Here is a 25,899-nt window from a genome sequence, read left to right on the forward strand (position 1 = left end):
CCGGCAATGCACAACGACTTCGACGATGATGAGCCGAGACTGCCATGGACGGTGGACTCAAAACACGATGCTCGGCTCAACGACAATGAGGCGACCTTGTTCAAGCGCTCGTCGAGAAAGCGGTCTGAGCCGATGCTTGGGGATAATCCATCGGTTGCGAACTCGCAACCGGCCGAGACGTTGCCCCTCCAGCTTGAGGCGTTCGAACCGCCTGCAGCCTCGACACCAGAGACGGTGGTGGCAGACTGTCCGGTCGTGTCATCCGACAAGCCCGGCATCGTTCTGGTCGATCCCTTCGGGATCGAGCCCGAGCCATTCAACGGGCGCGGGATCGCCGTGTTCGATCCTGACCAGAACCGGGAGCTGATCGACGACATTCGCGCTCGTGGGAACACCGTGCCGGTGCGTCTGCGGCCCCGTCCCGATGGCTCGGGCTGGACCTGCCCATCCGGCAGCCGGCGCGTGAACGCAGGCCGGGTGATCGCAGCCGAGCAACCGGGGTTTCGGGTGCGTGCAATCATCGACGACACCATGACCGACGCTGAAGCCTACGCGCTTTGCTTGGCTGACAACCACGGCCGCAGCGAGGTCACACCCCTTCAGCGGGGCCGTGAGATCAGGTGGGCCATCGAGCATCTCCATGGCGGTAGCCGCAAAGCCTATATCGAGCAACATGGCGCCGATCCCAGCGTCGTGTCGCGCGCGCTCGACCTCGTCGGTCTGCCCGAATCGATTCTCGCCTGCGCAGAGGATCGCGAAACCTTGCCGACGGTATTCGCCGAAAAGCTCTCGCCAAGAATGAAGGATAAGAACGAGCGCAAAGCTATTCTGGCGCGCGCTAAAGCGCTTGACGGAAAGCAGCTGCCCGCCGCGGGGCTGTTGCGCTATCTGTTGACAGGGCAGCGCGGCACGCCACGCCCGGACCGCCGCGAACTCACGTTTGGCAATGGTCGCACCAAGGTTCGTGCCACCATGACCATAGCGTCGGATCGCTCCATGACGCTGAAGGTCCCGCCGCTGGCAGAGCTCACCGCCGAGCAGAAAGGTGAGCTGGAGGCCTTTGTCAAAGAGCAATTGGGCGGGCTGTTCTGAAATTGCTAAGTTGGACGCGAGCAGCGGCAACGAATGCTAGTGCGAGAGGCGGGGTGAACCGCGTCGAGTTTGTCGAAGGCTCCAACTCCTGAGAAGGTGGAGCCTGTATGGAGCAAGACGACGAACAAGTTTGCGCCCGAAGTCCGTCAGCGTGCGGGTGCGGATGGTGGCCGATCACGGACTGGGGGTACTGCGCGACCGACCGCGCATAGCGGTGGGCCGCCTTGCCGCTGCCCTTCGCCTCCTTTTCCACGATGATCATATGCGAAGGCATACAGGTCGGGGTCAGCGGGAAACAAAGCGATTAGGTGCGACGCGCGCGGGACAATGCGAAACGCGACATAACAAGCTGCGACGCGAAGCGGCGCACCATCATGCATCCTGCGGCTGCGAGAAGCGAAGCGCCGAGCGGCCGGCCAACGGGTTCACGCCCCGTGAACCCCCATCCTGTGTCAAAAATCTGCCCCCAAGCAACTTTGCGGCACGCCATGTGCCGCAACCGATCCTGTCGAGACATTGTCGAGCCTAATGCGACGGCTCGTGATCGATCGTGATGCAACGCGACCGAACACAACAAAACCGATCCAAAACCTACAGCAGGTCGATTTCCGGGACAGGGTCTTCTGGCCGCACCGCTGGACGGAGCGCGTTGACCAAGCGCGGTCGCCCAAACTTCTTTGCGATCCGGTCAAGCCACCGCGAGGCATCACGGGCGTTCAGATACGCGACCATGTCGGGGGCATCATCGAAGCCGAGCGCCTGCGCGTATTCTCGGCCCACGCCATTGATCCGGATACCCAGAATCTTGGACGCATGCAGCAAGTTCCGCTCGAAATCTGACAGGGTGGAGATGCTGCATCCAACCTTGGCGGCTACCTCTCTGAGCTTCTGCCCCGACGCTAGGCGCGCCAGCCGCGCGAGAGTTCCAACGCTCAGGCTATCTGACGCTGGTAAGCCCCAATCGACACCGCTCAGCCTGCCCAACACCGTTGATTGAGTGAGAGCACGAACCAACTCGACGCCTGGCGTCGTATCGCCCTTCTCCAGACGCGCGATGGTGTGTCGCGTGACGCCCACGCGCCGGGCAAGCGCCGCTTTCGTCCAGCGCTTGGCCGAGCGCGCCTTCTCAACGGATTCGCCGAAGGCTGCGGCGTCCAATTCATGACGCGGGAAGCGGGTCGGCGGACACGGCATGATCCACGCATAACATCGAATGCCGAAGTGGAACATATTTCTACAGACGTGGTCGGCCCATCCCATAAGATCGGGATGAGCGAGCCCAGATCCCATCCGGCCATCCTGCCTGCGCCGCCAAAGCGCCGTCACATCGACGGCTTGGCGCTCGTGGATGCGCTCCAAAACCAGCAGCGGCGTGACATCGACGAAGAGCCCGCGTCGCTGCTGACCACCATGGGCGCGGTCAGACTTCTCAAGCCGCTCATCGCGGACCGCCGCACCCGCGGTTGGACCGATCCGATGATCGCCACACTACTTGGCGAGCTCGGCGTTCCGATCAGTGCCGAGACACTCCGCACCTACCGCAGCCGCTTGGCGCGGGAGGATATGTCCGACGGCTCCGCGCCAAGTGTCGCAGACCAGCTCGCGGCTGGCCGGTCTCCCGTCCCGCTCGCTGCGCAAACAGCGGACGCAGCACCCGGAACTATCGCGCCTGCCGCCGATGCGGCGCAGGCCATCACCCCCTCGCCATCCCCGCCGCCGGTCACCGTTCCGGCCAAGGGAACCGAGACCGGCGCCAAGCTGCCCCGGTTCAATACCGCAGTCGATCTCGATGACTGCGTCTGACGTCAACGAAGGAGAATGACATGGTAAAGTTGGAACAACGCAAGGCTATCATCGGCCTCAAGGACAAGGGCGGCGCGAATCTCTCGACGTCCCTGAACGCCATCGCGACGGTGCTTCGCGCCACGGGCGGCGACACGTTTAGCGTCCATGTGATCGATGCGGACGGCTTTAATTCGACTCTGACCCAGCGACTGGGTCAGCGCGACGAGAGTGGCAAGCTGCTGGCGGATCAGGATCCCGCAAAAGGCGTGCTGAAGGCTGACCTGTTTAAGGTGGAGGGCATTCCCCCGTTGTTCGCGGCGGTCGAGTCCGACGCCCGGTTCGTGATCATCGATACGCCGGCCGGTGGCCTAACGAAGATCGATGAGCTCAGCGAGAATCTCGGTGCCAGCCAGTTCATCCAGCATATCGTCGATTGTGGCCGCCAGCCGATCATCATGGTGCCCTTTGCGCCAGCGGTCGCGTCGATCAGAGGCGTGGCGAAGGCGGTCGAGCGGTTCGGCGCCAGCGTACCGATCGTTGCGCTTCGCAGCATGGTCGGGGTGAAGGACAGCGACTATCGTCTCTGGACCGCTGAGAAGTTCATGGATCAGTACGGCCGTCAGGTGGGCGGTCGCACCCGCGCGGCATTCGAAGCGGTCGGAGGGCGGATGATCGACATCCCGGCGTTGACCGCCGGTCCCAATGCGATGGCCGAGGCGCTGAGCCTCACCTACGCTCAGGCAGCGACGTCCACCGGTGGTAGCTGGCAGAACTACGACCGCCTCAACGTTGCCCAGTGGCTCCTGGCGTGGACTGGCGAGCTCCAGAAAATTGGAGACCTGCTCGGGCTCGAAAACGCTGACTGGAAGGCATTCTGATGGGCAGCTCGGATAAGGAAGCCCCGGGCAACAACGCCGCCTCGGCGCGCGCATTGCTCGAGCGCTATCTCTATGGCCACGCGCCCGAGGTCGAAGCGGTGCTCCGCTTCGCCCACGATCACCGCCTGGACGAGGACAACCTCGTCTTCCTTCTGGTTGCCATTCTCAAGGTCAACGAAACGACCGTCCGCCTGCTGCTGACCTCTGTCGCCGATGCCGACCGCGTCATCGAAAACGCCCGGAAAATGGGCAAGGACCTGCATGCGCTTTCGCAGAAGCTGATCGCTCAGCAGGAGGCGGCCGCCATACGCGCAGCCGGTCATCTAAACGTTGCTGCCGATCGCTTCAGCGGCTTGATGGTGCGGGCCAATGATCTTGGCGATCGCCTGTTGGTTGCGAGCGGTGAGCTTCAAGCGGCGCGCGGCGTGTTCGAACACGCTGCCGGCATCAGCGAGGGCCGGTTCGCGCTGAACAGCCTCATCGAGCGCATCCGCGCGCAGGCACAGGCCGATCTTCGGGTCTACCATTCTGAGCTCATTGAAGAATTAGACCTCAGCGTGCGCCGAAAGGTTTGGGCGGTGCACCTCTATGGATTGGCAGCACTTCTAGGCATTTCGTTGATAATCATGATCATGGTCCTTGAATAACAAGACCGCGTTGATGCGCGGCATTAACAGCTTAGCCATCCGCGGGCTAATGCCTAGAAGCTTCCGATACTCCGCCCCCAGCTACCGAACGGGTACAGAGTGGAGCAATTCACAAAACAACTGTTTGTTTTACGAGTTGGGCTGAGCTGGTGTCTCGGACCGGTCAGCTGATCGAGGACATGTTAGCCAAGCCGGCCTGCGACCAGATCATTGACCACGCTCGGATCGGCGAGCGTGCTGGTGTCGCCGAGCGAGGACACATCGCCCTCCGCGATCTTGCGCAGGATGCGGCGCATGATCTTGCCCGAGCGAGTCTTGGGCAGGCCCGGCGCGAACTGCACCGCGTCGGGCGTGGCGATCGGACCGATTTCGGTGCGGACCCATTTGACCAGCTCGGCGCGCAGCGCGTCGTCGGCGGCGACGCCGGCGTTGAGCGTTACATAGGCATAGATGCCCTGCCCCTTCACCTCGTGCGGCATCCCCACCACGGCGGCTTCGGCGACCTTGGGATGGAGCACCAGCGCGCTTTCGACTTCGGCCGTGCCCATGCGGTGGCCCGAGACGTTGATGACGTCATCGACGCGGCCGGTGATCCACCAATAGCCGTCCGCGTCACGGCGCGCCCCGTCGCCGGTGAAGTAGCTGCCCGGATAGGTGGTAAAGTAGGTCTGGAAGAAGCGCTCGTGGTCGCCCCACACCGTGCGCATCTGGCCGGGCCAGCTGCGCGTGATGATGAGGTTGCCCTCGGTCGCGCCGTGCAGGACCGTTCCCTTCTCATCGACCAACTGGGGATCGACGCCGGGCATCGGCTTGGTTGCGCTGCCGGGCTTGAGGTCCGTGGCGCCGGGCAGCGGGGCGATCATCGCGCCGCCGGTTTCGGTCTGCCACCAGGTGTCGATGATCGGGCAACGGCCTTCACCGACGATGTCATGATACCAGCGCCATGCCTCCGGGTTGATCGGCTCACCCACCGTGCCGAGCAGTTGCAATGACTTGCGCGAGGTTTTTGCGACGAACTCGTCGCCGTCCTTCATCAGCGCGCGAAGCGCGGTGGGCGCGGTGAACAGCGTATGGACCTTGTGGCGATCGACCACCTGCCAGATGCGGCTGGCGTCGGGCCAGTTGGGCAGCCCTTCATACATCAGCGTCGTCGCGCCGTTGGCGAGCGGACCATAGAGGATATAGCTGTGTCCGGTGACCCAGCCGATATCCGCCGCGCACCACCACACGTCGCCGGGGCGATAGTCGAAGCAGAGTTCGTGCGTCAGGCTTGCCCACAGCAGATAGCCGCCGCTGGAATGCAGCACACCCTTCGGCTTGCCGGTCGAGCCGCTGGTGTAGAGGATGAACAGCGGATCCTCGGCATTCATCGCCTCGGCCGGGCAGTCGGCGGGCACGTTCGCCGCCGCTTCGTGATACCAGATGTCGCGGCCCTCGGTCATGCCGACTTCGCCGCCGGTCGTCTTGACCACGATCACCTTCTGCAGCGCCGGCGCGCGCGCGGCCGCGGCATCGACATTGGCCTTGAGCGGCACGCGCTTGCCGCCACGCCGGCCTTCGTCGGCGGTCACCACCACCGCGCTGTCGCAATCGGTGATGCGGCCGGCCAGCGCCTCGGGCGAGAAGCCGCCGAACACCACCGAATGGATCGCCCCGATCCGCGCACACGCCAGGATCGCGAACGCCGCCTCGGGGATCATCGGCAGATAGATGGTCACGCGGTCGCCGCGGTGGACGCCCTGCGCCTTCAGCACATTGGCGAAGCGGCAGACTTCCTGATGCAGCTGCAGATAGGTGAAGGTCCGCGCGTCTTCGGTGAGATCGTCGGGTTCCCAGATGATCGCGACCTCTCCGCCCCGGCTGGCGAGATGGCGGTCGATGCAATTAGCGGCGACGTTCAGCTTCCCGTCGGCGAACCAGCGGATGTGGAAATTCGCCTCGTCAAACGACCAGTCGCCGGCGAGTTCGGGACGCTTGATCCAGTCCAGCCGCTTCGCCTGCTCCAGCCAGAAGCTGCCGGGATCGGCAAGCGAGCGGCCGTAGAGTGCCTCATAGGCTGACTTATCCACGCGCGCTGCCCGTCTCCATTCCATTGATACCGGGTAAAGGTCGCTGGACATCCATCCTCCTGATACGTCTTTTGCCGGTGGAGCTCCGCTTCACGATCCGTGCTGACAAAGCCAAGCACCGTGCAGCATACCGCCTCGCTCGATAATCCACTGGATCATAGACTTGGCGCCAGCCAGCACCCTCATCACGTCTGGACGTGAAACCTGCCGCCTGGCACTCGCATGGTCCGGCCCCTGATCCCGCTACAGCTGAAATCGGGGTCCGCGCTTCTGAGCAAAAGCTTCAATCCCTTCGCGTCCTTCGAAATGCCCGCCTTGCCGCGCAATGGACCGGCGTTCCGCCTCAAGGTGAGCCTCGAAGCTGTTGCCCCATCCCTCCAGCAGCAGATCCCTCGTCGCGCCGAGCGCTGAGATCGGGCCCGCAACCAATTCCGCCGCAATCCTCATGGCTTCGTCTTGCAGCGCGCCATCCTCAGCCACCCGGGTGATCAGGCCGATCTGCGCGGCGGCATGCGCCGTCAGCTTCGTGTTGCGCAGGAACAGCTCCTGCGCCCGCCGCAGGCCAATCAGGCGCGGCACCAACCACGTGGCCCCACCATCCGGCGAGAGCCCGACCTTGCCGTAGGCGGGGGTAAACGACGCTTCCGGCGCTGCGACAACGATGTCGCCAAGGATCGCCAGGCTCAGCCCCGCGCCCGCCACAGGACCGTTGATTGCCGTGACGAGCGGCTTGTTCATCTTGAACAGCGTCGCGATCGCCGCATGCAGCTGAGACGTGATCGCCTTCAGCAACTGGCCGATCCTGTCGCCTGCCTGGGTGAAGGCGTTGATGTCACCGCCGGCGCAGAACATACGTCCTTCGCCGGTCAGCAGGACGCAGCGTACCGCATCGTCTTCATCCACTTCGATGGCGGCTTCGAGCAGTGCCCGCGCCAAATCCAGATCAATCGCATTGCCGGCGGTCGGCCGATCAAGAATGATACTGCCGATCGGCCCGTTCCGCTCGATGCGGACGCCGGTCATGCCGACACGCGCTCGATGACCAGTGCGATACCCTGCCCGCCACCGATGCACATCGTGGCGAGGCCGTAGCGCCCGCCGCTGCGCTCAAGTTCGTGCAACAGCTTGGTGACCAGGATGGCGCCGGTTGCGCCGACCGGGTGCCCGAGCGAGATGCCGGAGCCGTTGACGTTGGTCTTGGCGGGATCGAAGCCGAGTTCGCGCGCGACCGCGCACGCCTGCGCCGCGAAGGCCTCGTTCGATTCGATGACGTCTATCTGGTCGAGGTCGAGGCCGGCTCGCTTCAGCGCGATCGGCACCGCGCCGACCGGACCCAGCCCCATGATGGCGGGATCGAGACCGGCATGGCCCCAACCCAGGATGCGCGCACGCGGGGTGAGCCCGCGCGCCGCCGCCGCCTCGGCGGTCGCCAGCACCAGCGCCGACGCGCCGTCGTTGATGGTGGAGGCGTTGCCCGCGGTGACCGTGCCGTCCTTGCGGAACACCGGCTTGAGCGCAGCCAGCTTGTCCTGGGTGGTTTCGCCGCGCACATTCTCGTCCGTGACGAAATCGAGCGTGCCGCCGCGCGACCGGACGGGCACGGCGACGATCTGGTCCTGGAACCGGCCGTCTGCAATTGCAGCGGCCGCGCGGCGCTGGCTTTCGGCGGCTACGGCGTCCTGATCTTCGCGACTCACCTGGTTGCGCTCGGCGACATTCTCGGCGGTGATGCCCATGTGATAGCCGTCGCGCGGATCCGACAGCGTCGTGGTGAGCGCGTCGACCATCTCGATCGCCCCCATCTTCTGGCCGAACCGCGCGTGGGTCACGTAATGCGGCGATCGCGACATGCTTTCAGCGCCGCCGGCGACGGCGACCTCCACTTCGCCCAAGGCCAGCATCTGCGCGGCGGAGACGATCGCCTGGACGCTCGATCCGCACAGGCGATTGACGGTCAGCGCCGGCGCGCGATCGGGCACCCCGGCCTCCAGCGCCGCGACACGGGCGAGATAGGCGTCCTGCGGCCGGGTCGGGATGACCTGTCCCATCACGACATGCTCGACGTCGCCTCCCTTCAGGCCGGCCCGCTCGACCGCCTCGCGGATCACGATCGCGCCGAGCTGCGAAGGCGGAATGTCCTTCAGCGCGCCACCAAACGACCCAATGGCGGTCCGCACGGCGGAGAGGATGACGACGTCATTGAGCATATTGGCGAACCTAAAGGGCGGTGTAGCCGCCGTCGACGACCAGCGAGGTGCCGGTCACGAATGACGAGTCATCGCTGGCGAGGAACAGGATCGCTGATGCGATCTCATCCGCACGACCGACCCGCCGCATCGGCGCCGCCGAACCGACCGCTTCGACGACCTCCGGCGGCAGAGCGTCGAGGATCGCAGTCTGGATCGCGCCCGGACACACGCAGTTCACGCGGATCCCGGCTGCGGCATATTCCGCGGCGGCAGTGCGCGTCATCGCAACGACGGCGCCTTTCGTACCACAATAGCCCATCATGTTGGGGAACGCGACAAATCCCGCCATCGAGGCAGTGTTCACGACTACGCCGCCCTTCTGCTCCAGCATCACGGGAATGGCATGCCGCATACCCAGATAGACGCCCTTGGCATTGACCGCCATCACACGATCGAAATCGGCTTCGCTATAGTCGGCGGTCGGCACGTTCGGACCCTCGATCCCGGCATTGTTGCACAGGATGTCGAGCCGGCCGAACTTGGTCACGGCAAGCGCAACCGCCGCAGCCACGTCATCGCTTTCGGAAACGTCCGCTCTGATCGGTTCGCACGCGTCGCCAAAGCGCTTGGCGATGTCCTGTTCGGCGCCCGAAATATCCGCGGCAACCACCTTCGCCCCCTCGGCGACGAAGCGTTCGACCGTAGCCGCGCCGATCCCGGAGCCCGCGCCGGTGATAAGCGCCACCTTGCCATGCAGCCGCCCGTTCATCACGCTGCCCGAGGCTCGGACAGCGTCTGGCCGAAGCAGTTCACGCTCAGCTGCGTCGGATCCATGAACTCGACTAATTCGGTCACCTTCTCGTCCTCCACCCGAAAGACGAAGGCATAGTGCCTCTGCCGGTAGGTCCCATACTTGCCCGGCCCCTCGCCAAAGCCGAGCGCGACGCCACGCGTCCCTTCGACGATCAGTTCAGTACAGTTCACCACCGGCAGGCCGGTGAACCCGTTGCTGAGCAGCGGCACCAGCTCCGCCTTGACGCCCTCAGGACCCGTAAAGGTCTTGGACGCCGGCGTGTCGCCGATGATGGTGTAGGTGCCGTGCTCGGCAAACATCTCGAACGCTCCGACGAAATCGCCGTCGCGCATCTTGTCCATATAGGTCTGGATCACCGTACGGGTCGACATCAGGTTACCTTTCGCAATCAGGCGAGCTCGAAGCCTTCGTAGCCCTTCTTCGCGCTGTCCCAGCTCAGTTCCAGGAAGCGCGGCAGGCCGCCCGCATAATAAAGCGGCTCGGACTGCTTGCCCGGGATGTCCGTCCCGAACCACCAGCTGCTGGTGCGCGGCAGCAACGTACCGGCGGCGGAGTCGATGACTTCCTTGAGCCAGAAGTCCTCGGCCGCTTTGGTCGCCTCGATCCGTTCATAGCCGTTGTCGCGCAGATACTTGATGCACGCGACCACCCAGTCACCCTGATATTCGGCGGTCGATGGCCCGTTGGTCCATGCGGCCGGCGACTGCGGGCCGTAGATGAAGAAGAGGTTAGGGAAGCCGTTGCTGGCCGAGCCGAGCGCAGTGCGGAAGCCGTCCTTCCAATATTCCGCGAGCGTCTGCCCGTTGGTGCCGTGGATGTCGATCGCCGCCGGGCCGCCGGTCACCGCGTCGAAGCCGGTGCCGAACAGGATCACGTCGAGGTCGATATGCCCCGCGGTCGTCTCCAGCCCATTCTCCGTCGCGCGAACGATCGGCGTCTCCTTGAGATCGACCAGATCGACATTGTCCTGGTTGAACGCTTCGTAGAACCATTGCTCCAGCGGCATGCGCTTGGTGCCGAACAGGATCGGCGGCTTTTCGGGTGCCAGCCGCTCGGCGGTTTTCGGATCCTTGACGCGAGCGTGGACTTGCTCGCGCCAATAGGCATAGGCCTCGTTGCTCGCCTGCTCCTCGAGGATCAGTTCGGGGAAGCTTCCCAGCCACGGCCGAAATGCGCCGACCTGATAGGCATTCTCGTAATGCGACCGGCGGCTTTCCGGCGAATGGTCATGCCACGAGCTGCCCGTAAATTCATAATCGAATCCCGCGAAGGTGTTCTTCCGGATATCGTACATTTCCTGATACTTCGCCTTGAGCGCAGCCTGCTCTTCCGGCGTGATCTTCTGCTGGCGCAGTGGCAGCGCGAGCGCCGGCGTACGCTGGAACAACGTGGTGTGAACCGCGCGACGGCTCGATTGCTCGGTCAGCTGGACGCCGCTCGCGCCCGTCCCGATGATGCCGACCCGCTTGCCCTCGAACGTCAGGTCTTCCTGCGGCCAGCGGCCGGCATGTGCGACTTCGCCCTTGAAGTTCTCCAACCCCTCGATCTTGGGATAGTGCGGTTTGGAAGCGAAGCCCGTGCAGATGACCAGGAACCGCGTGCGAACCGTGACGCCCTTGTCGTCGGTGACCAGCCACTGGTTGCGCTCGCCGTCGAACCGGGCGGTGTCGATGCGCGTATTGAGGCGCGTGTCCTTCGACAGATCGTACTTCTCGTCGACGTACTTGAAGTAGGCGCGGATCTCGTGCCACGCCGGAAACTTCTCCGTATAGGTCCAGTCGCGCCACAGCTCTTCGCGCGAGAACTGGTAAAGCGGCATTTCGGTGTCGACCCGCGCGCCGGGGTAGCGGTTCCAGTACCAGATACCGCCAAGCTGGCCGGCCATGTCATAGAGCTTCGCATTGAAGCCCTGTTCGCGAAGATTGATCAGCTGCCACACGCCGGCAAAGCCGCCGCCGATGATCAACGCATCCATTTCCTCGACGTCGCGGGCCAGTTCGCTCACGGTGGATTCGGAGGTCTGCACGGTCAATATCCTCTCAAGCCGCAGTAGCGGCGTTGTGTTTGTCATCGATCTTCAAATGCGTGCGGAGCCAGTCGGCAATGCGCGCGACGGCATCGTCCGCTTCCGGCGCAGCACCGGCCATGAGTTGGAAGCAATGCTGCATCTCGGGAAAGACATCGATTCTGACATCGACGCCTGCCTGGCGCGCCGAGTCGGCCGGACGCGTTGAATCGTTCAGCACCGCCTCATGCCCGCCAACCTGGATATAGGTCGGCGGATAGCCCGCATAATCGATGTAGAGCGGGTTCGCGAGCGGATCCGAAGGGTCGGCGTCACCCAGAAAAATGCCACCGATCGCCGCCGACATCTCGCGCGTCACCAGCACGTCGTTGTCCTTGTTGGTTTCGTAACTCGCGCCCGACGTATCGCCGCCGGCCCAGGGCGATAGCGAAACGGTGGTGGCCGGCAATGGTAGCCCGGCATCGCGAATGGCGCTGATCGTTGTCAGCGCGAGCGAGCCGCCGGCGGAGTCGCCGATCAGCGCGATGTCGCTCGGGCGGATGCCCTCGCGCTCGATCAGCCAGCGATAGGCGCGCGCCATATCGTTGACGGGGGCGGGATGTGCATTCTCCGGGCACAGCCCATATTCGACCAGCAGCGCGCGACAGCCGACCTGCTTGGCGACATGAGCATAGGCCTTGCGGTGCGTGTAGATCGATCCAGCAACGTAACCGCCACCATGGGCGCACAGGATGACCTTGTCCGTGCGCGCGCCCTTCGGCGTCGCCCACATGCCGAGCATGCCGTCGATGTCGACCTCGACATAATCGACGCCGCCGGGCTCGGCGGTGACGTCGCCCCAGTGCGAGAACATTTCACGCATCACGTCCATCGGCATGGGCGCCTCGGCGACCTGGCGACGCGCCCACTCGCGATAGAGATCCGAAAGCGCTTGCGATTGCGGGCTTGCCATCATCTCTCTCCATTGACGCGGGAGCGTGTCAGCCACGCTCCCGCAGCATCTTCAGAACTTCAGCGTTGCCTGGACGCCATAGGTACGCGGCGCGCCGGCGTTGTAGATCGTCGATCCGAACGCTCCGGTCACATCGTAACCGACCGGAAAATAACGCTTGTTGGTCAGGTTCTTGCCCCAGATCGACAGCACGAATAGGTCGGTCGAATAGGTCAGGCGCCCATTGACCAGCGCATAGCCCTTCTGCTCGAGATATCCGCGCGCACCAGGCTGCTGCAAGACGCCGCCCGCACCCGGCTGTTCGCCGTTGAACGGATCGTAAAAGTAACGGCCGACATAGTTGACCTCGCCCGTCGCGATGAGCTGGCCCGAGCCGATCCGACCGAAGTTCAGATCGGCGCCGGCCGTCGCGGTCCAGCGTGATGCGAACGGCAGATCGTTTCCGCCGATGTTGACGCCACTGAGGAACTGGTTGGCCGCATATTCGCTGTCCAGGAACCCGGCCGAGCCGCGGATCGTCAACGCCCGAACCGGACGCGCAAGCAACTCCAGTTCGGCACCCGTAACCTTGGCGTCGAGGCTGCGCAGGAAGCCGACGGCGCCGACGATCTCGGAAACCTGCTGGTTGTCGTACTTGTAGTGGAACACGGCGCCGTTGAGCTGCAACCGGTCGTCGAAAAAGCGCGTCTTGAAGCCGGCTTCATAGGCGTCCAGCTTCTCCGGCTCCAGATAATAAACCTGCGCTGCATCAAGATAGGCGAAGCCGTTATAGGCACCGGAGCGATAGCCGCGGCTGAAGCTCACATAGGTGCGGATGTCGTCGGTCCATTTGTAGTTCAGGATCGCACGACCCGACAGGTTGCTGTTCTTGTTGCGCAGCGTGAAGGGTGTGTAGAGCGGGAACAGCAGCGTTCCGGGAATATCGCTATAGGCGTTTGAGAAGGCGTTCTCGAACGCGAGCTTATCGTGCGTATAGCGCAAGCCGATCGTCAGATCGAGCCGGTCGGTAACGCCATAGGTGCCCTCACCATAGACCGCATAGGACTCGCGACGCTGGAAATAGCCATATCGTGTGTTGAGCGAAGTCGGCGGGGCGGCCGGATTGACGAGGCCGCCGGGATTGAAGGTCGCCGGGCTGGTGGCATCCGGCAGCACGTTGAAAGCGCGCACGTCATTGACCGAATCCGACGTGTCCTTGCCGTAATAGGCGCCAAGCAGGAGCTTGAACGCGCCGGTTTCCAAGTTCAGGCGAAAATCCTGGCTGAAGTCGGTCGAGTCCGAACGATAATTCGGGGTGAAAATATCGAGCGGCGTGCCGTCATTATCGGTCAGCAGATCGAATTTCGACTCGGTATAACCTGTCACCGAGGTCAGACCGACACTGCCCAAGTCTAGGTTGATCGAGACCGAACCACCAACGGTGCGCGTGTAGAATTTACCGCCATGATCGAGGCTGTACTCGTCATAGTCCAGCCCGGCAGCTTCACGGCCGTAACCAAAAGCGTTCGTACCGGGAAGCGTGCCGGTCAGGCCACGTGCAAAGATCGGAGAGCCAATCGGATCGTCTTCGGCGAAGTACGCCTTGAGCACGATATCCAGCGTTTCGGTCGGCTTGAAACGCAACGTGCCGCGCATCCCGAAATTATCCGATGTCGCATAACGATCGTTATCAAGGACGTTACCGCTCGGATTCACTTCCTTCCAGAAGCCATCGCCGGTTGCCCGCGTTGCGGCAATACGGATGCCCAGCTTGTCTTCGATCGGGGTAACTTCGACCGCCGCCTCGGCGGTGAAGCGGTCGTAATTGCCATAACCGACCGTCAGATAACCGTTGCCGCCGGCATTCAGCCTGGGCTGTCGGGTATACATGCTGACGGCGCCGCCCGTGGTGTTACGGCCGAACAGCGTCCCTTGCGGCCCGCGCAGCACCTCGACGCGCTCGAGATCATAGAGCTGCAGACCATGCGTGAAGCGGAACGCCTGGTAAACTTCATCGACATAGACGCCGATGGGCGAGGCAGTGTTGCTGTTGTACTCGTTCGCCACGCCCACGCCGCGCAAGCTGAAATTGGGCTGGGTATCGCCATATTGCGAGTTGACCTTGAGGTTCGGCACCACGACAGCCAAGTCCGTGGTCTGCGCCACGCCGCGCGAGGCCAGCTGCTCGCTGTTGATCGCCGAGACGCTGAGCGGAACATCCTGAAGATTTTCGGCGCGGCGCGTCGCGGTGACGATGATCTCGCCTATGCCGCCCGAATCTTGGCGCGGCTCGTCGGCCGGCCGCGAAGGATTGGTGACCTGTGGCGCGCTTTGCACGGGCTGATTGAGCGGCTGCTGCGGATCACCGACCTGAGTTGGCGGCGCCGCGCCTGATTGCGCCCAGGCCGAGGTGCTGATCACGCTGGCGGCAGTCGCCAGCAAGAGCCTTGCCACATGCCGCTGGGTCATCGCCCGAACACGCCGTTCGCTCACGTCACTCTCCCATCGATTTTTATCGCTGTGGGATGAAGCCTATCGCGCCCCGCGCCGCTGTCAACAGTCTCGTGGAATTATTTTTCTACGTAATCGTGGAAAATGCAGCCAACATGTCACAGCCGCCTGCTTGAGCGGCTGTTACTGCGTGCCATCATGGTGAGTAGGGCGACTCCAGGCCCGAGATGACAAGCTCGGCAAACGTTTTGCCGATCTCTTCGGCAGGTTCGGACCGGTCGGGCCGAAACCATCGGTGCGACCAGTTGAGCATGCCCAGGATACCGGCAGCGACCGTCCGAGGAGACCCGATCCTGCGGAACCCACCATCGGCATAGCCCTGCTCGACGATAGTGATGAAACAGCGCTCGATGCTGCGGTTGAGCTGCCGCATGTGATCCGACCATTCGGAGCGCTTGCCGCTCACACTGGTCAGATCCTCCTTCACATAGATGTAGAGCAGCGGATAATTCTCAGCATATGAGACCATCAGCGCCGAGACCAGGTCGCGCAGCTTTCGGGCGGGACTGATCGAACTCTCCGCGATCCGCCTGGCCAGTGCCTCATTCTCTTCCAGAACGGTTCGGACGATCTCGTCGAACACATCTTCCTTTGAGGAGAAATAGTAATAGATCGATGCGCGATCGATCCCGAGATCGGCAGCGATCGCGCTCAGACTCGCCTTGGCATAGCCCAGGCGATGGAACACATGGACCGCCGCCTCGGTAATCTCCTGACGCCGGTTCTGATAAGATGCAGTGGAGTCGTCCTTTGCCGCCTTGCGTCGCCGGGCAATAACCGACTTTCCCTTATCCAATAGGTCCTCCGATTGATCCAACCCGCCTCGCCTCCATGCGACTTAGCTGGCGGAAGCCGCCTTGTCAGCCGCGTGGTGCACCGGCAACGTAGAGCGTCTGGCCGGTGGTGAAGGACGAGCGCGGATCGGCGAAGTAGCTGACCGCGTTGGCGATATCGTCCGGCATGCCGGGCCGACCGACGCGGATGTCCTTCATCATCTCCGCGATCAACGCTTCCATCGTCATGTTCATGCGCTCCGCGACCGCGCGGGTCATGTCGGTCACGACGAAGCCGGGTGCGACCGCGTTGACCGTTACGCCAAACGCGCCGAGTTCGATGGCCAGCGTGCGAGTCAGCCCTAGGACACCGGCCTTGGCGGCCGAATAGTTGGTCTCGCCGAACACGCCCAACGCGGCGATGCTCGACAGGTTGACGATCCGACCCCACCGCGCGGCTTTCATCGCCGGCAGCACTTCGCGGCTCATCAGGAATGCCGCGGTCAGGTTGACGTCGATGACCGTGGTCCAGTCGTCGAGGGTCAGCTTGCCCAGCGTCTTGTCCCGCAGAATGCCGGCATTGTTGACCAGGATCAGCGGGGGTCCAAGATCGGCTGCGACTCGCGCGACAGCCTCGGCAACCGCCGTCTCGTCAGCGACGTTCGCCGCGACCGCGATCGCCCGCCGCCCCCGTGCCTGAACCTCGGCGACGGTGCCGCCGCAGGCTTCGGCGTTGAGATCGAGAACGGCGACATCGCAGCCATCCTCTGCCAGCCGCAGGGCGATGGCGGCACCAATGCCGCGCGCCGCGCCCGTGACGACAGCGACACGCCGTTCGGGGATTGCTGATAGTTCGCTCATGCCAAGTCCAACATTTGCATCGCGCGCTCGCTCAACATGAACTTGCGCGCCCGCCCGGAGGCGGTGGTGGGGATTTCGCTTTCGGGCACGACGAGGAAATGCTGCGGCACCTTGTAGCGCGCGACCTGTCCCGCGACTCGATCATGCAGGGTCGCAGCGTCGAGCCTGGCATTCTGGGCGGCGACGACGAACGCCACGCCCACCTCGCCCATGCGCTCGTCGGGGATCGGCACGACATGCGCTTGCAGGATGTCGGCGTGCTGCGTCAACAGGTCCTCGACCTCGGTCGGCATTACCAGCTCACCGCCGCAGCGATAGGATTCCTTGGTGCGGCCGACCAAGGTGAGATAGCCCGCTTCATCGATCTGGCCGAGATCGCCGGTGCGCAGCCAGCCATCGGGCGTAAACGCCGCCGCCGTTGCCTCCGGCTTTTTGTAATAGCCCGCCGTCACGCCCGGTCCGCGCGCAACAAGCTCACCCGTCTGCCCGGTATCGACGTCCTTCAAAGTTTCAGGATCGATCACTCTATAATCGATCAGCCTGCCAGCCAGCGCCGGGTCGCCGACCATGCCGACGTCGCGGAACCGGCCGTTCGAAGTCGATACGCGTTCCAGCGGGTCCTCCGGACGGGTCATCATCGCGGTCGCCGTCGTCTCGGTCATGCCATAGCCGGTGTTGATCTCGCTGACGCCCAGCTCGTCGATAATCGCCTGCCAGATACGCGGTGGCGCGCACCCGCCCGAGGCAAACGCGAAATACAATGTTGAAAGGTCGTACCGCCGCTGCTCTGCGGCATCCAGCACGGCCAGCGTCATGGTCGGGATCAGCAGGGCGTCGGTCGCACGATGCCGTTCGACGGCTGCCAGCGTATCGTGCGGATCGAAGCGCAACTGGGGGATGATCGCGCCACCCACCCACGGCACGGCCAGCAGCCCCTCCACATAGCCGAATACATGATACATCGGCAGCGAAAAGACGATGCTGTGCCCTTGTTCCAATGCGCGGGAATAGGCGGCGCCATAGGCGGTGCGCGTCACCATGTCGTGCGTGAGCATGACGCCCTTGGGCGAGCCCGTCGTGCCGGACGTGTAGATGATGTCGCAGAGGTCGCCGGGATCGACCGTCGGCGCGACGAACGGATCCGACGATGCCAGTTGCTCGAAGGGGCAGGCCCCAGCGCGAATTGCCGCCTCCCCGGTATCGAATACGATGACCTCGCGCAGCATGGGCAACGCCGCACCGCCACCATGCTGCGCCCAGCCCGGCGCAATCTCGTCCAGCGCCGCTTGATAGTCGTTGCCGCGAAAGCTGGTCATCGTCACGAGCAGCCTGGAATCGGACTGCTCGAGCAGGTAGCGCAACTCGTCCTTACGGTTGAGCATATTGATCGGCACCGCCACCGCTCCAACACGTGAAACGGCGAATTTAAGCGCCACGAATTCCGGATAGTTGGCCAGGATGATCGCCACCTTGTCGTCGCGTCCCACGCCCCGCGCGGCCAGGCCCGCCGCCAACTGCTGCGACCATGACTGGATATCGCCATAGGTCCAGCTGCGCTCGTCCGTCACGACGAAGGCCGCGTCGCGATAACGATCGGCGGCCCAATCGAGCATGTCGTGCAGCGTCATCGCACGCCACGCAGGCATGGCGCTTAAAAGGTCCGCGCGCCGCTCGACGATCGACTTCATCGCCTGCCCTCCCACCGGATCGCCGGTGCACTGCATTCGGGGGCGAGCCATGCGCCGCAAACCAAGCTCACTGATCCTCTCCTCGTCGATTGAAACGGCGATGGCGCTCGAAATACGATGCCTGTTGCCAAAGGCTATGCCTAAACGCGAGGGGTCGTCAATGGTATCGTGGAAAACGCCGACGGTTCTTGATCACGACCGCCATCAGCGAGACATTGATCGTCGCATTGTCAGATAGCCCAGGCTAGGTAAGATACTGATATTGCTTGCCAATACAAACGGAACCCACTTTTTTCCACGAATGTGTTGACGATCAAGCGACTCCTGTGACACATCTTGCTCACAGGAGAGGAATGACGAATGGACACGAGTGTCGATGTCGTGGTCATCGGCGCTGGCTTTGCCGGCCTGCGCGCGCTGCACACATTTCGGTCAATGGGCCTCAAGGTCGCGGTCCTTGAGGCAGCCGACGATGTCGGTGGCGTATGGTACGCCAATCAATATCCGGGTGCGCGGTGCGACGTGGAAAGCTTCGACTATTCCTACCGCTTCTCGCCCGAGCTGGAGCTGGAATGGCGCTGGTCCGAACGCTATGCGACACAGCCCGAAATCCTGCGCTATATCCAACATGTCGTCGAGCGGTTCGACCTGCGCCGCGACATCCACTTCAACACGCGCATGGCATCGGCGCACTATGACGAGGGCGCGGCGCGCTGGCTCGTGACGGCCGAGGACGGCCGGCGCTGGAGCGCCGCGCGGTTCGTCCTGGCGGTGGGACAGCTCTCGACGCCGAAGGACACCGTCTATCCCGGTCAGGTCACGTTCCAGGGCCGGGTGATCTACAGCGCGCAGTGGCCGAAGGAGCCGGTCGATCTGGCGGGCAAGCGCGTCGCGATCATCGGCACGGGTTCATCGGGCGTCCAGATGACGCCGGTCATCGCGCAGCAGGCAGCGCAACTCACCGTGTTCCAGCGGACGGCCAATTACTCGATTCCCGCTGCCAATGCACCGGTGTCCGATGCCGAGGATGCTGCGGTGAAGGCGAGCTATGGCGAGCGCCGCGAGGCCGCCCGCAATTCGCCCAGCGGTTTGGGTTTCGTGCCGGACACCCGGTCGGCGACCGAGGTGCCCGAGGCGGAGCGCGAGGCGGCGTTCGAGGCGGCTTGGAACCGACTCGGCTTCGGCTTCGCGCTCACGTTCAAGGACCTGCTGCTTGACGAGGCGTCCAACAAGACCGCGTCGGACTTCATCAAACGCAAGATCGCCGAACAGGTCACCGATCCCGTCCTGCGCGACAAGCTGACGCCCAAGGACTTTCCGTTCGGAACGCGGCGGCCATCGGTCGACAGCGGCTATTTCACGACCTTCAACCGCGACAATGTGCGGCTGGTCGACATCAGCGAAACCCCGATCGAGCGCTTCACGGCGTCAGGCATCCAGACCAGCGCCGAGGAAATCCCGTTCGACGTCATCATCTATGCAACGGGGTTCGACGCCTTCACCGGCTCGCTGCTCAAGCCCGAGATCGTCGGACGCGGCGGCCAGTCGCTGCGTGAGAAATGGTCGGCCGGGCCGGTCAGCCATCTGGGGATCGGCGTCCACGGCTTCCCCAACATGTTCGTGGTGGTGGGACCAGGCAGCCCCTCGCTGCTGAGCAACGTATTGCTGTCGAGCGAGGAGCAAATCGACTGGCTGGCCGATCTGTTCCGCCATGCCGCCGACCACGACATCGACGAGATCGAAGTCACGGCGACAGCCGAGCGCGACTGGGTCGCCCATCTGAACGAGCGCGCGCAGGAAACGCTCTACGTCAAGACCCCATCCTATTATCTGGGCGCGGAGATGCCCGGCAAGCCGCGCGTATTCATGCCCTATTCGGGCGGGGTGCGCGGCTACCGCCGGATTCTCGAACGCACCGCGGCCAACGGCTATGAAGGGTTCGTGCTTCGTCGGCGGCTTGACCGTGCCGTCGCCTGAAACCATCCCGCACGGCGATCATGCCGAGTCGGCGGTCGATCCCGCTTTCGCCGCGCTGCTGGCGGATTCCCGCACGGCGTTGCGGGCGCCGACCCCCGGTCTGCCGATCGAGGTGATGCGCGCCGCCGCGAACAAGTTTATGGCGCGGGCACAGGGCCCGCAGGATGTTGCCGTCGAAGATCGCACGGCGACTGGGCGCGCTGGAAGCATCGCGACGCGACTGTACCGCCCGGCCGGGGCGGATGCCGCCATCCTGCCGGTCACGCTGTTCGTGCATGGCGGCGGCTTCGTGCTGGGCAGTCTGGACAGCCATGACGCGACGTGCCGCGCGCTGTGCGTCGCGACGGGAATGGCGATCGTCGCGCTCGACTACCGGCTCGCGCCCGAACACCCATTTCCGGCGGCGCTCGACGATGTAGCGGACGTGCTCGCCTGGATCGGGATGCAGGCCGCCGCGTTGCGGGTCGATGCCGGCCGCATCGCGCTCGCCGGCGACAGCGCGGGCGCGCAACTCGTGCTCGCCACGCTGGTGCAGCGCTCCGACATCGCCGACACGGTTGGTCACGCGGCACTGCTCTACCCGCTGCTTGACCCGTCCGCCGCGGCACCGTCGCAGCGCGAGTATGGGGACGGTTATATGCTCACGCGACCGTTCATTGACTACGCCTGGTCATCCTACGGCGCCGCGCGGCTGGACGAGGCGAGCGACTATCTACGGCTGGGCGACGATGCGCTGGCCGGCCTGCCGCCGATGACCTTCGTCCTGGCGGGGTGCGATCCTTTGCGCGACGAAGGCGAAGCAATGGCGCGGCGCCTGCAACAGGCCGGCGTCGAGGTTCAAGTGCATCGGTTCGACGGCATGATCCATGGCTTTGCCGGCCTGCCGCAGTTCACGCCCCGCGCCGGCGAAGCGATCGAACTGATCGGCAGCCAGCTGGCGGGCGCCATGCGGCGTGCTGCGGCATGATCGCCGGCCGTCCCGGTGGGCTGCGCCGTGCCGCCGACGTATATCGATCGGCCGACGGTCCTTCCCTTCATTCAACCGCACAGCATTGGATCGCGACATGGCAGCCTATCTGATTTTCACCCGGATCAGGACCACCGACAGCGCGGCGATGGAGCAATATACCAGCCTCGCGCGTGCCTCGCTCGCGTCACAGCCGGTGACCCCGCTGGTCGCCTATGGCGAACAGCAGATACTGGAGGGCGATGCGCATGAGGGGATGGTGGTGATGTCGTTCCCCGATCGCGAGACGGCGCTCGGCTGGTACAACAGCCCGGCCTATGTCGAGGCGAGAAGCCACCGGCTGCGCGGCGCGCAATATCAGGTGACGCTGGTGCAGGGCGTCTGAGCGGCGTTCAGATCAGATATGGCAATGCGAGAGGAAGATTGATGACGCAAGTTGCAAGCGGCGAGCGCTGGCGGATCACGCGGGATACGCCGGTCGGCTATGAGCTTCAGCCGGTGATCAAGAAGGCGGCGATCCAGCTGATGGGATCGCGGCTGTGGGGGCGGTTCAATCCCAACCACTGGGATCCGGTCTATGCCGGGCAAACCGGCCTGAAGGCGCCGATCCAGACCGGCGAGATGTCGTCGGCCTATCTTGCCGAGATGTGCGTCAATCACTTCGGGCCGGACGTCTTCCGCGGCTCACGCATCGTGTGCAAATACGTCGCATCGACACTGGCGAACGAGGTCATCACGACCCACGGCGTCGTCCGCGAAAAGACGCCCAAGGGTGATGGCTTTCGCTTCACCGTCGATATCTGGTGCGACAACGAAGCCGGCGAAAAGAAGACCGTCGGCTGGATCGAGGTCGATGTCGGCGTCTGACGCCACCGCTACAATCACCCTCTAGCCCGAGGAATTGCCGAATGGCCGATACATCCGTCAGAACCGACGACCTCCGCCCGATGAGCGAGATCCAGGTCGCGCAGACCCGCGAATTCATCGAGAGCCTGGAACAGGGCTCGCAAACCTATTGGGACATGGTGGAGATCGGCGACGAGCTGTCGCGCGAGCTTCATCTCTCGCCCGAGCTGATCATCCTCTATGCCGACGCGGTCGAGGACTTCAATCCCTGGTACGAGGGGTGGAAGATGAACACCTGGCACATTCCGGGCGAATCGCCGTTCGGCGGCGCGATCGTGCCGCCGCTGTTGGTGTCGCACTTCGTGCTGTCGGTGCAGTTCGACCACACCAAGCCGTTCGCGATCGGGTCGATCCACACCTTCCACGATTCGGAAATCCTGGAGCCGATCCCGGTCGGCGCGACCGTTCGCATCACGACGCGCGCGAGCGACAAATACGAAAAGCGCGGGCGGCGCTATGTGCGCCACGAAGTCACCGTGAACGACGTCGCAACCGACACGCTCTACTTCCGCGAAACCCGCGACATCCTGTCGCTCTGAAGGATCGGTCCATGGCGCTCACTGGCAAGCCCGTCGCGGAAGGGCTGTTCACTACCGGCAGCGATGGCCCACGTCTGATCGGTTCGCATTGCGAAGGGTGCGGCACGGACTATTTTCCCACGGCGATCGGCTGCCGCAATCCGGCGTGCCACGACAAGCGCATCGTCGCCACCGAACTGGCGCCGCGTGGCACGCTGCTCAGCTATACCGTGCAGCGCTATCAGCCGCCGCCCCTGTTCCGCATGGACGACTGGGCGCCCTATGCGATTGGCCTGGTCGATCTGGGTGGCGGCGTGGAGGTGATGAGTATGCTCACCGGCTTCGATCTCGACGAGATCGTCATCGGTTCCGCCGTTCAGCTGACGCTCGAGCCGCTGTTCACCGATGCGCAGGGCGAGACGGTGCTGACCTACAAATTCGCTCCCGCAACAGCGCAGGTGCCCGCATGACCCGCTCCGTCTATGTCCTCGGCGCCGGCGCCCATCCCTGGGGCAAATGGCCCGACAAGCCGCAGCTTCAGCTGGCGATCGAGGCGGTTCAGGCCGCGCTGGACGACGCCGCGCTCGGCTGGCCCGACGTGCAGGGACTGGTCGCCGCCAGCTCCCGCTTCGAAGGCGGCATGGGCTGGGGCCTGCACGCCAACGAGCTGGCTCAGGCCGTCGCCGAACAGGGCATGGCGTGCGTGAACGTCGGCGGCGCTTGTGCCGCCGGTGCGATCGCGTTCGACACCGCCTATTCGATGATCGCCAGCGGGCAATATGACCTGGTCTGCGCGATGGGCGCTGAGCGCATGCCTAAGGGGTTCATCCCGCGCCCGCCCGGCAGCGTCGATGATATTACGGACAGCGATTATCTGCGCTGGGTCGCGATGGGTGCGACGAACCCGGCATATTGGGCCATCGAAGCAAACCGCCGCGCACATCAGCATGGCACGACCCGTGAAACGCTCGCCGCCGCGGCCGTGATGATGCGCAAGCACGCCAGCGGCAACCCGCTGGCGCGGTTTCGGAAGGAGACCAGCGTCGACGAAATCCTCGCGTCGCCAATGGTGGCCGACCCGCTACACCTCCTGGAAATCTGTCCAGTGAGCGACGGGGCGGCCGCGATCATCTTAGGCAGTGAGGCGTTCGCGCGCCGCGCTGGCAACAAGCTGGTCGAAGTCGCCGGATGCGCGATCGCGACCGGCACATTCGGCGATCCGGCACGGCGCATTCCGACGATCTCCAGCACCGTCCGATCCGGCGTCACGCACACCAGCGAAGTGGGCACCGCGGTCGCGCGTTCGCTGGCGATGGCCGGGATCGGTCCAAAGGACGTCGACATTCTGGAAATGGCCGACAACACCGCTTGGCACATTCTCGCCTGGCCCGAGGCGTTCGGCTTTCTTCAGCCGGGCGAAGCCGATGCGATGGTGGCCAGTGGCGCGCTGGGTATCGGCGGCAAGGGACTGACGATCAACCCCAGCGGCGGCTTCCTTTCCTTTGGCGAGGCAACGACGGCGCAGGCCGTGCTGCAAATCGCCGAGCTCACCTGGCAGTTGCGCGGACAGGCCGAAGGACGTCAGGTCGAAGGCGCCAGGATTGGCATGTCGGCGGTTCTCGGCCTCGGCGCCAATGGCGGCTCGGTCGTGCTGAAGGCCTGATTGTTTCAAGAAGGAGTAGGATCGTGAACCTCGACAACATCGGTGTCATCATCACCGGCGGCGCGTCCGGCCTGGGCGCGGCGACCGCCGCGTTGTTGGCAGAGGGCGGGGCGAAGGTTACGCTGTTCGATCTCAACGAGGCGGAAGGCGGAGCGACTGCCCGGCGCATCGGGGGCCGTTTTGCACGTGTCGATGTGACTGATGCCGACGCAGTTCAAGCCGGGATCGAAGCGGCGGAACACGAGCATGGCGTAGCTCGTGTCCTGGTGAATTGTGCTGGAATCGCACCGACCGTTAAGACGGTGGCACGGGACGGCTCGCCTCACCCGGCAGAAAGCTTTCGCAAGGCGGTGGAAATCAACCTGATCGGCACCTTCATCACCATGTCGCGCTTCGCCGCACGCCTGGCGGCGGCCGATCCGATCGGCGAGGAACGCGGCGTCATCGTCAACACCGCGTCGGTCGCTGCGTTCGATGGGCAGATCGGGCAACTCGCTTACGCCGCGTCGAAGGGCGGGGTCGTGGGCATGACACTCCCGGCCGCGCGCGACTTGGCACAGCACAAGATCAGGGTCATGACGGTCGCTCCCGGCATCTTCTTGACCCCGATGCTGATGGGCCTGCCGCAAGCAACGCAGGACTCGATCGGCACTCAGGTGCCCCACCCCTCCCGCCTCGGTCGGCCAGAGGAATATGCGCAACTCGTCGGCAGCATCATCGCCAATCCCATGCTGAACGGGGAGGTCATCCGCCTTGATGGAGCGATCCGTCTAGCGCCTCGTTGAGCCTGTCATGACGGGGGCCTAAAGCTGGGGCAGGCAGCGCCGACCACTTGCAGCATCTTGTGGAGAAATGCCGTTACTTCAACAAGCCGCAAGCGAGACCCCAGACGACATCCACGGTCGCGATGCCCAAAGTGGGCTAGGCCGACGTCCACGCCCGGCGCCTCTCGCCAAGGCGAACAAGTATATTCTGTCGACAAAGATCTGTCTGCACGAGCGGCCGACAACCTGAACCAGTGCCTCGGCAAATCACCGCCCGAGTCGTCGAACAGTTCAAGGCTGAGTAGGGTTGCCATGGACACGAACGGCGCGGCGAAGATCATCCGGTCTGTTGATGTTGCCAAGGTCAAGCGCGTGGTCGTCCACAAGCGTTGCGTTCGTCGCTGTGATCCACGACCGCAAGGAACGATGACCTTCAGCCAGGTGAGCGTCAAGCTGCGCCGCAAGCGCAGTGGGCCAGCAGCCGATGAGGTGCTGCCTTGCGAAGACGGTAACAGTCTGGAGGTTCATCCGGTCGACAAGATCGCGCGGAAGCGGAAATACGTCGACCGGCACCGTTATCACAGCGTCAAACCCGCGCGCACTCGCGTCTGCAAGCGCTGCGTTGATCCCACCAAGTGGCCCCATATCAGGGCGGGGTCGATCGGAAATCCAGCGGAGGCGTTCGGTTGGCCTCCCGCAGATCACAAGTTCATCGACCTGGGGCGCAAGTGCGCTGCACGCATGATCGAGCAAGCTGCGGCCAGCAATGCGTGCAGATGCCTTGTCGCTCCCGAAGCGGCGCGACGCGCCACCTGCGATGATCGCGCCCAACAGCCGCAT

General features: G+C 63.9%; 25 protein-coding genes. 12 read left to right on the forward strand and 13 right to left on the reverse strand.

Annotated features, from left to right (window positions below):
- The first annotated feature begins 6 nt into the window (after positions 1 to 6).
- The gene (locus AX681_RS06055) at positions 7 to 1,092 is read left to right on the forward strand and encodes a ParB/RepB/Spo0J family partition protein (RefSeq protein WP_066663839.1); all 1,086 of its coding nucleotides are present in this window, start codon (positions 7 to 9) and stop codon (positions 1,090 to 1,092) included.
- Positions 1,093 to 1,683: 591 nt separating this feature from the next.
- Here AX681_RS06055 and AX681_RS06060 read toward each other — a convergent pair.
- A complete protein-coding gene (locus AX681_RS06060) occupies positions 1,684 to 2,322 on the reverse strand; it encodes a helix-turn-helix transcriptional regulator (protein ID WP_066663841.1) in 639 nt (212 codons plus the stop codon).
- Here AX681_RS06060 and AX681_RS06065 point away from each other — a divergent pair.
- From AX681_RS06065 to AX681_RS06075, 3 genes are read left to right on the forward strand one after another with little or no spacing between them, the layout of a single operon-like run.
- Entirely contained in the window at positions 2,314 to 2,895 is a 582-nt protein-coding gene (locus AX681_RS06065; protein ID WP_197424243.1) for a hypothetical protein, read from the forward strand. The genes AX681_RS06060 and AX681_RS06065 overlap by 9 nt on opposite strands.
- Before the next feature lie 20 nt (positions 2,896 to 2,915).
- Positions 2,916 to 3,755: a hypothetical protein gene (locus tag AX681_RS06070; RefSeq protein ID WP_066663862.1), complete on the forward strand. Its 840-nt coding sequence runs from the start codon at positions 2,916 to 2,918 to the stop codon at positions 3,753 to 3,755.
- A complete protein-coding gene (locus tag AX681_RS06075; protein WP_066663865.1) occupies positions 3,755 to 4,402 on the forward strand; it encodes a hypothetical protein in 648 nt (215 codons plus the stop codon). Before AX681_RS06070 ends, AX681_RS06075 begins: the two co-directional genes overlap by 1 nt.
- A 182-nt stretch (positions 4,403 to 4,584) precedes the next feature.
- Here AX681_RS06075 and acs read toward each other — a convergent pair whose 3' ends face one another.
- The 11 genes from acs to AX681_RS06130 all read right to left on the reverse strand — a co-directional run bounded on the left by acs (position 4,585) and on the right by AX681_RS06130 (position 18,264).
- A complete protein-coding gene (acs, locus tag AX681_RS06080; RefSeq protein ID WP_066663868.1) occupies positions 4,585 to 6,522 on the reverse strand; it encodes an acetate--CoA ligase in 1,938 nt (645 codons plus the stop codon).
- Positions 6,523 to 6,714: 192 nt separating this feature from the next.
- A complete protein-coding gene (locus AX681_RS06085; protein ID WP_066663870.1) occupies positions 6,715 to 7,494 on the reverse strand; it encodes an enoyl-CoA hydratase/isomerase family protein in 780 nt (259 codons plus the stop codon).
- Positions 7,491 to 8,678, reverse strand: a complete 1,188-nt coding sequence (bktB, locus tag AX681_RS06090) for a beta-ketothiolase BktB (RefSeq protein ID WP_066663873.1) — start codon at positions 8,676 to 8,678, stop codon at positions 7,491 to 7,493. The genes AX681_RS06085 and bktB overlap by 4 nt, the downstream gene beginning before the upstream one ends.
- A 10-nt stretch (positions 8,679 to 8,688) precedes the next feature.
- Positions 8,689 to 9,429, reverse strand: a complete 741-nt coding sequence (locus AX681_RS06095) for an SDR family NAD(P)-dependent oxidoreductase (RefSeq protein ID WP_066663882.1) — start codon at positions 9,427 to 9,429, stop codon at positions 8,689 to 8,691.
- Positions 9,429 to 9,845: a nuclear transport factor 2 family protein gene (locus AX681_RS06100; RefSeq protein WP_066663884.1), complete on the reverse strand. Its 417-nt coding sequence runs from the start codon at positions 9,843 to 9,845 to the stop codon at positions 9,429 to 9,431. Before AX681_RS06100 ends, AX681_RS06095 begins: the two co-directional genes overlap by 1 nt.
- 17 nt (positions 9,846 to 9,862) lie before the next feature.
- A complete protein-coding gene (locus AX681_RS06105) occupies positions 9,863 to 11,500 on the reverse strand; it encodes a flavin-containing monooxygenase (RefSeq protein WP_197422040.1) in 1,638 nt (545 codons plus the stop codon).
- A gap of 13 nt (positions 11,501 to 11,513) precedes the next feature.
- Positions 11,514 to 12,452: an alpha/beta hydrolase gene (locus AX681_RS06110; RefSeq protein ID WP_197422041.1), complete on the reverse strand. Its 939-nt coding sequence runs from the start codon at positions 12,450 to 12,452 to the stop codon at positions 11,514 to 11,516.
- Between the two features lie 51 nt (positions 12,453 to 12,503).
- Entirely contained in the window at positions 12,504 to 14,924 is a 2,421-nt protein-coding gene (locus tag AX681_RS06115; RefSeq protein ID WP_156442908.1) for a TonB-dependent receptor, read from the reverse strand.
- 154 nt (positions 14,925 to 15,078) lie between these two features.
- On the reverse strand, positions 15,079 to 15,738 hold the full coding sequence (locus AX681_RS06120; protein WP_066663891.1) for a TetR/AcrR family transcriptional regulator: 660 nt from the start codon (positions 15,736 to 15,738) through the stop codon (positions 15,079 to 15,081).
- 64 nt (positions 15,739 to 15,802) lie between these two features.
- On the reverse strand, positions 15,803 to 16,576 hold the full coding sequence (gene fabG, locus AX681_RS06125; RefSeq protein WP_066663896.1) for a 3-oxoacyl-ACP reductase FabG: 774 nt from the start codon (positions 16,574 to 16,576) through the stop codon (positions 15,803 to 15,805).
- The gene (locus AX681_RS06130; protein ID WP_066663926.1) at positions 16,573 to 18,264 is read right to left on the reverse strand and encodes an AMP-binding protein; all 1,692 of its coding nucleotides are present in this window, start codon (positions 18,262 to 18,264) and stop codon (positions 16,573 to 16,575) included. Before AX681_RS06130 ends, fabG begins: the two co-directional genes overlap by 4 nt.
- 360 nt (positions 18,265 to 18,624) lie before the next feature.
- Between AX681_RS06130 and AX681_RS06135 the strand changes: the two genes are divergently transcribed.
- The 8 genes from AX681_RS06135 to AX681_RS06170 all read left to right on the forward strand — a co-directional run bounded on the left by AX681_RS06135 (position 18,625) and on the right by AX681_RS06170 (position 25,080).
- Positions 18,625 to 20,241 carry a flavin-containing monooxygenase gene (locus AX681_RS06135; protein ID WP_066663897.1) on the forward strand — a complete coding sequence of 539 codons (1,617 nt, stop codon included), beginning with the start codon at positions 18,625 to 18,627 and terminating at the stop codon, positions 20,239 to 20,241.
- Positions 20,228 to 21,208 (forward strand): alpha/beta hydrolase, encoded by a 981-nt coding sequence (locus AX681_RS06140; protein WP_197422042.1) that lies wholly within the window; start codon positions 20,228 to 20,230, stop codon positions 21,206 to 21,208. Before AX681_RS06135 ends, AX681_RS06140 begins: the two co-directional genes overlap by 14 nt.
- A gap of 97 nt (positions 21,209 to 21,305) precedes the next feature.
- Entirely contained in the window at positions 21,306 to 21,593 is a 288-nt protein-coding gene (locus tag AX681_RS06145; protein WP_066663905.1) for a DUF1330 domain-containing protein, read from the forward strand.
- Between the two features lie 41 nt (positions 21,594 to 21,634).
- Positions 21,635 to 22,075: a MaoC family dehydratase gene (locus AX681_RS06150; protein WP_066663908.1), complete on the forward strand. Its 441-nt coding sequence runs from the start codon at positions 21,635 to 21,637 to the stop codon at positions 22,073 to 22,075.
- A 41-nt stretch (positions 22,076 to 22,116) separates the two neighbouring features.
- Positions 22,117 to 22,653 (forward strand): MaoC family dehydratase, encoded by a 537-nt coding sequence (locus AX681_RS06155; RefSeq protein WP_066663909.1) that lies wholly within the window; start codon positions 22,117 to 22,119, stop codon positions 22,651 to 22,653.
- An 11-nt stretch (positions 22,654 to 22,664) separates the two neighbouring features.
- Positions 22,665 to 23,102 carry a Zn-ribbon domain-containing OB-fold protein gene (locus tag AX681_RS06160; protein ID WP_066663910.1) on the forward strand — a complete coding sequence of 146 codons (438 nt, stop codon included), beginning with the start codon at positions 22,665 to 22,667 and terminating at the stop codon, positions 23,100 to 23,102.
- A complete protein-coding gene (locus AX681_RS06165) occupies positions 23,099 to 24,295 on the forward strand; it encodes a lipid-transfer protein (protein WP_066663915.1) in 1,197 nt (398 codons plus the stop codon). The genes AX681_RS06160 and AX681_RS06165 overlap by 4 nt, the downstream gene beginning before the upstream one ends.
- A gap of 23 nt (positions 24,296 to 24,318) precedes the next feature.
- Positions 24,319 to 25,080 carry an SDR family NAD(P)-dependent oxidoreductase gene (locus AX681_RS06170; RefSeq protein ID WP_066681948.1) on the forward strand — a complete coding sequence of 254 codons (762 nt, stop codon included), beginning with the start codon at positions 24,319 to 24,321 and terminating at the stop codon, positions 25,078 to 25,080.
- A gap of 270 nt (positions 25,081 to 25,350) precedes the next feature.
- Here the strand turns inward: AX681_RS06170 and mobA are convergent, their stop codons facing one another.
- Positions 25,351 to 25,899: a molybdenum cofactor guanylyltransferase gene (mobA, locus tag AX681_RS06175; RefSeq protein WP_066665226.1), complete on the reverse strand. Its 549-nt coding sequence runs from the start codon at positions 25,897 to 25,899 to the stop codon at positions 25,351 to 25,353.

This window comes from Sphingomonas sp. CCH9-E2, from assembly GCF_001557215.1.
Taxonomy (GTDB): Bacteria; Pseudomonadota; Alphaproteobacteria; order Sphingomonadales; family Sphingomonadaceae; genus Sphingomonas.